This is a genomic window from Flavobacterium cryophilum (assembly GCF_048286555.1).
Classification (GTDB): Bacteria; Bacteroidota; Bacteroidia; order Flavobacteriales; family Flavobacteriaceae; genus Flavobacterium.
In genome coordinates this window covers 212489-219745 of record NZ_JBLVPZ010000007.1, presented here as the reverse complement: position 1 = coordinate 219745, position 7257 = coordinate 212489, and the positions used below count along the sequence as shown (strand labels likewise).

Sequence of the window (7257 nt, the reverse complement as noted above, 5' to 3'; positions counted from 1 at the left end):
CGTTACGCACCCGTGCGCCGGTCTCTAGTATTGCTACTATACCCCTCGACTTGCATGTGTTAAGCCTGCCGCTAGCGTTCATCCTGAGCCAGGATCAAACTCTTCATCGTATATTGTCTGCTCGAATTGCTTCAAGCTATTGTTATTCGACTAAATTCTAGTGGTTTTTTCAAATCTCTCGATTCTATTACTCTTATTCTTTTGTCTTAAGATCTCTCTTAAAACGGCTGTCAATTCAATATGTCTAGGAACGTGTTCTTCTTGTTTCTCGTATCAATTAACACTCATTAAAGTGTTTCTCGAAGCGGGTGCAAAAGTACAACTTCTTTTTTCAACTGGCAAGAAAATTTTGAAGTTTTTTTGAGAAATATTTTATTTCTTTTTCTTCGCTTTTTCTTATCAATTTGTCAAGGAACGTTGCACGTTTTGCGGGGTGCAAATGTAACATCCGTTTTCTATTCTCACAAGCTTTTTTGAATCTTTTTTTGAAAATAAATTTTCAACTTTAATCCGTTTTACTTGCCAGTATTTTAAAGAACGTCTGCGTCATTGCGGGTGCAAAACTACACCCTTTATTCGCTTTTACAAGCTTTTTTTAACCTTTTTTTTGACCTTTTATTGTCTTTTTCTTTAACTCACTGATATCACGTTTTTTGAAGGAAGAAGTTTTTTATACAAAACTACAATCCAGTACCCGTTAAACTCGTTTTCTTGTCAAAATCCCCTATTCCAGTAACGAAAGAGTACCTTCAATAGCATTGCTTTGTTTAGTACATCTTTCGAAATTCAAACATTATTGCATTATTTATAGCTCATCAGTACGCTTTGCAACTTTACATATAACTTCCGTGCCTTTATTCAAGCATTGATTAAACTGACTAAGGTTTTTGTCCTATACATTATATTATACTAATTCTCTTTTCTATTCTCTCCTATATATAAGGTACCAAAATATTCGTCGAAACAACTAAAAACGTTGGCTTACCAAGGTTTGCGTTAGAGATAGAAGCGGAAAGCCCGCAGAAAAACGAAATGAAATGGAGTTTTGCGAGGACTTGCAGCGCATAGCCCGACTCCTTATATAAAGAGAGGCAACTATATATAATAGTTGCCTCTCTTTATATAAGGTGGAACGCCAAAATAGTTTTTATTATCCCTTTTTATTTTTCCAAGTTCCTTATTTCACATTAAAAAGTATAGATTAATCTTGTTGCAAAAATGAACTAACTAATTAAATCAGCATCTACAATTACGACAAAGCTAATAACTAAATTTTATCTCCATCATTCTCCTCTAAATTATTATGGTTGTCTCCACCTATACTATAATGGTTATTTTCTTCATCTTCATTTCCAGAGATTTCCATTTCATCATCTAATTCTGAACCAGGAATGTCTAAATCACCGCCAGAAACATCCTCTTCAAAATTTTTCTCATTCCGTTTCCGGTTAGTATCTATTTCAACCGGAGATTTTTTCTTAGAAAGATTTTCCGGATCTATTTCTATTTCTTTATGGAATTGGTTGTAAATATCTTCACTCGGAGGGTACAAAAGAGAATCCGGGATTGAATTTTTATCTTTCTTACCTGGTTTTCTTTTATCATAATTCAATTTATCGTTTCTATTGTTCATTTTTGTCTTATTTAATTGATTTTCAGTTTACTAAGTTAAACATTTTTAAATAAAAACAGCTTAAATTAGATATATTATTCACGACACAATACCCAATTAACAGTTAGACCAGTCAATTATCCATTTAATAATTTAAAAACTAAAAGCCTGATTATACTGAATGATCATTAAACTTTAGGTAATCATGGCAAAATTTTAACGACAAAATATTGTGGATAATGCTTTACTGGAAATTAATATTAACGTGTAGAAGTAGAGGAAATACAGGATGTACATTTGAGTACTGAAATTTCCCCAAGGATGTTCACGTCCACACTTCAAAAGGTACATCTATTAGTGACAATGAAAACAAAATAGTTTCAAGATTTCACGTTATTACTAAAAGGTTATCAAAGCTTTTATGTTTTTTCATAAACGGTATTTAATTCTAATGCTCGAGATTGTTTCATCACCGTATTTTTTTTATCACACAATACTTTCATTGGAAAATATTGCAGTGCGCGTAAAAACTAAAAAATACCTGTAAAAGCAAGAACGTACGGTGTACCAAATAGTCATTGGAAAAATATACACGAAAATATTGATTTTATATTTGGCACATATTAAGATATATCGTAATATTGCAATATAAATATATAACGATGGGAATTACTAAATCCGAACATTTTACAGACGAGCAAAACGAATTGGCAACATTGGCGAAAGCTATTGGTCATCCTGCCCGAATTGCCATAATCCAACATTTAATAAAAGTAAACAGTTGCGTATGTGGTGACATCGTTAACGAACTGCCTCTAGCACAACCTACCGTTTCTCAACACTTGAAGGAATTGAAAAATGCCGGACTCATAAAAGGCAATTTTGAAGGGGCTTCCATTTGCTACTGCCTAAATGAAGAAGGCTTTGAGAAAATCAAAGGATTTTTTAAAAACATTAATACCTATTTAGAAAATAAGAAAAATCAATGTTGTTAATTTTTAAATTATAAAAAAATGAAACTATCCGAAATTAAAAAAGAGTTGAGCACGTTGGAAAACGTTGTTTTTGTATTACCAAACGGCACTTATGTTCCAGAACATTTTCACGTAACCGAAGTGGGTTTGATTACAAAAAATTTTATCGACTGCGGCGGAAAAGTTCGACAAGAAACTGTGGTAAATTTCCAGTTATGGGATGCTAATGACTTTGAACACCGCTTAAAACCACAAAAGCTTTTAAACATTATCGCCCTTTCGGAAAAAGTGTTAGGAATCGAAGATTACGAAATTGAAGTAGAATATCAAGCAGAAACGATTGGTAAATATGAATTAGGTTTCAACGGAACTGCATTCACTCTTCTGAACAAACAAACAGCTTGTTTGGCTCAAGACCAATGCGGAATTCCTGTAGAAAAACAAAATGTAAAATTATCTGAAATTAAAAGCCAAGCCAATAGCTGCATTCCTGGTGGTGGCTGCTGCTAATGTTTAATACTGTACTTAAAATGAAAACTACTAAAACAATCGTATTTCTAGCAATCGAAGAAACAATAAAAAATTTTGATTTTGAAAGCATTTCAGAGGAACGTAAAATGGTTTTACAACCGCTTATTGACTATATCCAAAACAAAATTTCCAATCTACAAGAAGTTAGGCTGAACTTAATTTGCACTCACAATTCCAGAAGAAGCCATCTAACCCAAGTATGGGCACAAACAGCAGCGGCGCATTTCAATATTAAAAATGTATTTTGTTATTCTGGTGGCACCGAGGCAACCGCTTTATTTCCTATGGCCGCCAAAACATTGGAACAATCTGGTTTTAAAATCAAAACCATTGCAGTAGGAACTAACCCAATTTATGCCATAAAATATGGAGAAAATGAGCATCCAATTATTGCCTTTTCAAAAACCTATGATGATGATTTTAATCCCCAAAGTGAATTTGCAGCAATCATGACTTGCTCTCAAGCAGATGGAGGTTGTCCTTTTATTGCTGGTGCTGAAAAACGAATTCCAATTACTTTTGAAGATCCAAAAGCATTTGACAATACACCACAACAAGCAGAAAAATACCAGGAACGCAGTTTACAAATTGCAACTGAAATGTTTTATGTATTCTCACAAATAAAATCATACTAATGGCAGCACATAAAAAAAGATTGAATTTTCTTGATAGTTACCTTACACTTTGGATATTTTTAGCAATGGCTATTGGCGTTTCCATAGGATACTTCATCCCTTCAAGCAGCGGCTTTATCAATTCCTTTTCCAGCGGAACAACGAATATTCCACTGGCAATTGGATTAATATTAATGATGTATCCACCACTCACTAAAATTGATTTTTCAAAAATTCCATTAATGTTAGAAAAACCAAAATTACTGACCGCCTCTTTCCTCATCACGTGGATTGTTGGTCCATTTTTAATGTTTTCACTGGCAACATTTTTTTTAAGAGATTATCCGGAATACATGATGGGTTTGATAATAATAGGAATAGCGCCATGCATTGCGATGGTAATCGTCTGGAATGAATTAGCTGAGGGAAATAGGGAATTAACAGCGGGCTTAATCGGAATTAATAGTTTACTGCAAGTGTTCTTTTTTGGCTTGTATGCCTATTTCTATTTGGAAATTATGCTCCCGATATTCAGAATAAAAGGTTTGGAATTAAATATTACCATTGCTGAAATTGCTACTACAGTGGGGATCTATTTAGGAATTCCATTTGCATTAGCTGTAATTAGCCGTTATGCGATTAAGAAATTCATTGGTAACAAATGGTTCAATCAAAAGTTTATTCCTTTTGTTTCACCCATAACTTTGATTGCTTTGCTTTTTACAATCGTAATTATGTTCAGTTTAAAAGGTGAAATGATTGTTGATTTGCCACTTGATGTGATACGAATTGCTATTCCGCTCGTCATTTTCTTCACCATAATGTTTTTCCTAATGTTTTTTGTTTCAAAAAAAATCGGAGCCAATTATAGAGATGCCGTTGCGCTTTCGTTCACCGCATCGGGAAATAATTTTGAATTGGCAATTGCTGTTTCTATAGGAGTTTTTGGAATTAACAGCGGCCAAGCATTTGCAGGAGTTATTGGTCCATTAGTAGAAGTTCCCGCGTTGATAATTTTAGTAAATGTCGCTTTTTGGTTAAGAAAGAAATATTACACTAAAAACAACTTAAAGTAACATTACAATGAACAAAATTCTGGATGTTATTGTTATAGGTGGCGGACAAAGCGGATTGGCTTCTGGATATTATTTACGTCGCCATAAACTCAACTTTCTCATCTTGGATAAAGAAGAAAAATGCGGTGGTGCTTGGCTTCATGCTTGGGACAGTTTGACGCTTTTTTCTCCTGCCGAACACAGCTCTTTGCCGGGTTGGTTGATGCCAAAATCTGAAAATCTATTTCCTTTAAAACAAGAAGTAATTGACTATTTGTGCCAATATGAAAAGCGCTACGAATTGCCAATGGAGCGCTCCGTTACTGTAGAAAACATAACTTCTGAAAATAAAGTATTTAAAGTTTACACCAAGAAAGGAATCTATTTTTCAAAAACAATTATTGCGGCGGCGGGAACTTGGAACAATCCTTTTATTCCAAAGATAAAAGGAATAGATACTTTTAAAGGAATTCAAATCCATTCCGCCCATTACAAAAATGCAGAACAGTTTAGGAATTTAAACGTACTAGTAGTTGGCGAAGGTAATTCAGGAGCGCAAATTGTAGCCGAAGTTTCTAAAGTCACCTCCATTAAATGGTCAACCAGAAAACCACCACAATATTTACCAGATGAAGTGGACGGTTTTTATCTTTTCAACGTGGCAACAGCCAAATATAACGCTGAAAAAGGAGGAAAACCATTTAATGCGGCCAATTATGATTTGGGAAATATTGTAATGGTCCCGCCAATTCAGGAAGCTCGATCCAGAGGAATTCTTATTTCAAGTGGTAGTTTTGAAAAAATTAATGAAAACGGTGTGATTTGGTCTGACGGACATAAAGAATATTTTGATGCAATAATCTGGTGTACCGGTTTTGGTTATGCGACCTCTTTCTTGAAAAATATTGTTTCACCAGATGAAAGAGGCATTATAAAAACCAAAGAAAGCAAAGCAACTGAACTTCCCGGATTGTGGCTTGCGGGTTACGGTAGCTGGACTGGTTATGCATCTGCAACACTCATTGGAATTAACAGAAATGCCAAACAAACCTGTAACGAAATTATTGAATATTTGCAGAAAAACTAAATCAGTTTATTTGAAAATAAAATTATTACAGAGATTTAAACTCTTTATTGCCTTTTATAAATTTCTACAACATCAGTCTTGAATTTATTCTTTAACCACGCTGTCAGCTTTTGTTTTTCGGTGGTGTTTAGATCATTTTTACTTTCATAAAGCACTACCGTAATCACTTTTTTAGTAGTCTTATCTTCATTAAAGATATGATTCGCAATGGCAATATTTTCAATTTCAGGAAACAGTATTTTTGTTTCATTTAAAACAGCATTGTTATCAAATTTTAAAGAAGTAATTTGACTTTGAAGCTTGGCAATAATCAAATCTTTCTCACTCATCGTTTTATTGTTAAAAGTGATTTCATTTAAAATATCCTGCTTTAAGTCGGTCGTATCTTGAATAATATTTAAAACTGTGTTGTTCAGTTCGTACGTTTTCAATTTTTCATTAACTTCTTTTATTTCGTTTTTATCAAGTCTCCTTCTCAAAAAAGCAATATCTATTTTTTTTGGGTTTGAAGTAAATTGTGTTTTTTTGTACAGAACAGTATATCCTTTATCAATAAACTCAACTTGTAAAAATTGTTCCACTTTTTGTTTGTATTTTTTTTCTTGAAAAAGCTGATACGCAAAAAAGATACTGGGCACTATCAGTGCTAAAGTTAAAAAAGAAATTATATACCTAACTCTCTTTTCATTCTTAAAATTGGTTTGTTTAACAAATGGGTATTTCAAATATTTGACAATTATAAAGGTCGCAATACAAATGAAAACACAATTAATGGTGTACAAATACATCGCACCAAAAAAAAATCTAAAATTCCCCAAAGCTAAGCCATATCCTGCAGTACACAAAGGAGGCATTAATGCCGTTGCGATGGCAACTCCTGGAATAGGATTTCCTTTTTCTACCCTTGTGATGGCTATTACGCCAACGAGTCCTCCAAAAAAAGCAATAAAAATATCGTAAATATTAGGTGATGTTCTTGACAAAAGCTCCGACTGCGTGTCTTTAAAAGGACTTAAAAAAAAGTAAATCGTAGAAACTACCAAACTCACCACAGTAGCGATCAGCAAATTTTTAAGTGATCTTTTGAGCAGATTAAAATCATATATTCCTAAACCAAAACCAGCACCAATGATGGGGCCCATCAAAGGCGAAATAAGCATTGCCCCAATGATAACGGCAGTTGAATTTACATTCAAACCTACAGAAGCGACAACAATTGCGCAGGCTAAAATCCATAAATTTGATCCTCGAAAAGAGATGTTTGCCTTAACATTGTCTAAGACCTTCTTTTTGTCTTCTTCCCCGCTGTGTAAGTCAATAAAATGAACTACTTTATTCATGCTTTCTTGTTTATTTCCTGTTTCAAGATTACTTTAAAAATCTG

General features: G+C 33.6%; 7 protein-coding genes and 1 rRNA gene. 5 read left to right on the top strand and 3 right to left on the bottom strand.

What is annotated here, in order from left to right:
- Together ACNQGJ_RS11885 and ACNQGJ_RS11880 are read right to left on the bottom strand one after the other, a co-directional pair.
- Positions 1-110: ribosomal RNA gene (locus tag ACNQGJ_RS11885) — 16S ribosomal RNA — on the bottom strand; the annotation flags it as partial.
- 1157 nt (positions 111-1267) lie between these two features.
- On the bottom strand, positions 1268-1633 hold the full coding sequence (locus ACNQGJ_RS11880; RefSeq protein ID WP_417973013.1) for a hypothetical protein: 366 nt from the start codon (positions 1631-1633) through the stop codon (positions 1268-1270).
- A gap of 641 nt (positions 1634-2274) precedes the next feature.
- On the opposite strand from ACNQGJ_RS11880, the gene ACNQGJ_RS11875 reads away from it, so the two are divergent.
- The 5 genes from ACNQGJ_RS11875 to ACNQGJ_RS11855 are packed head-to-tail and all read left to right on the top strand — an operon-like array spanning position 2275 to position 5873.
- Positions 2275-2607, top strand: a complete 333-nt coding sequence (locus ACNQGJ_RS11875; protein ID WP_417973011.1) for an ArsR/SmtB family transcription factor — start codon at positions 2275-2277, stop codon at positions 2605-2607.
- An 18-nt stretch (positions 2608-2625) separates the two neighbouring features.
- Positions 2626-3096 (top strand): DUF6428 family protein, encoded by a 471-nt coding sequence (locus tag ACNQGJ_RS11870; protein ID WP_417973009.1) that lies wholly within the window; start codon positions 2626-2628, stop codon positions 3094-3096.
- A gap of 20 nt (positions 3097-3116) precedes the next feature.
- A complete protein-coding gene (locus tag ACNQGJ_RS11865; RefSeq protein WP_417973007.1) occupies positions 3117-3752 on the top strand; it encodes an arsenate-mycothiol transferase ArsC in 636 nt (211 codons plus the stop codon).
- Positions 3752-4807: an ACR3 family arsenite efflux transporter gene (gene arsB / locus ACNQGJ_RS11860; protein ID WP_417973005.1), complete on the top strand. Its 1056-nt coding sequence runs from the start codon at positions 3752-3754 to the stop codon at positions 4805-4807. The genes ACNQGJ_RS11865 and arsB overlap by 1 nt, the downstream gene beginning before the upstream one ends.
- Before the next feature lie 7 nt (positions 4808-4814).
- Positions 4815-5873, top strand: a complete 1059-nt coding sequence (locus tag ACNQGJ_RS11855; RefSeq protein ID WP_417973003.1) for an ArsO family NAD(P)H-dependent flavin-containing monooxygenase — start codon at positions 4815-4817, stop codon at positions 5871-5873.
- Between the two features lie 44 nt (positions 5874-5917).
- On the opposite strand, the gene ACNQGJ_RS11850 is transcribed toward ACNQGJ_RS11855, so the two are convergent.
- Positions 5918-7213, bottom strand: a complete 1296-nt coding sequence (locus ACNQGJ_RS11850) for a TIGR00341 family protein (protein WP_417973001.1) — start codon at positions 7211-7213, stop codon at positions 5918-5920.
- Positions 7214-7257: the final 44 nt, after the last annotated feature.

Coding starts and splice junctions, on each gene's coding strand:
- ACNQGJ_RS11880 (WP_417973013.1), bottom strand. CDS start 1,633: ATGAACAATAGAAACGATAAATTGAATTATGATAAAAGAAAACCAGGT.
- ACNQGJ_RS11875 (WP_417973011.1), top strand. CDS start 2,275: ATGGGAATTACTAAATCCGAACATTTTACAGACGAGCAAAACGAATTG.
- ACNQGJ_RS11870 (WP_417973009.1), top strand. CDS start 2,626: ATGAAACTATCCGAAATTAAAAAAGAGTTGAGCACGTTGGAAAACGTT.
- ACNQGJ_RS11865 (WP_417973007.1), top strand. CDS start 3,117: ATGAAAACTACTAAAACAATCGTATTTCTAGCAATCGAAGAAACAATA.
- arsB (WP_417973005.1), top strand. CDS start 3,752: ATGGCAGCACATAAAAAAAGATTGAATTTTCTTGATAGTTACCTTACA.
- ACNQGJ_RS11855 (WP_417973003.1), top strand. CDS start 4,815: ATGAACAAAATTCTGGATGTTATTGTTATAGGTGGCGGACAAAGCGGA.
- ACNQGJ_RS11850 (WP_417973001.1), bottom strand. CDS start 7,213: ATGAATAAAGTAGTTCATTTTATTGACTTACACAGCGGGGAAGAAGAC.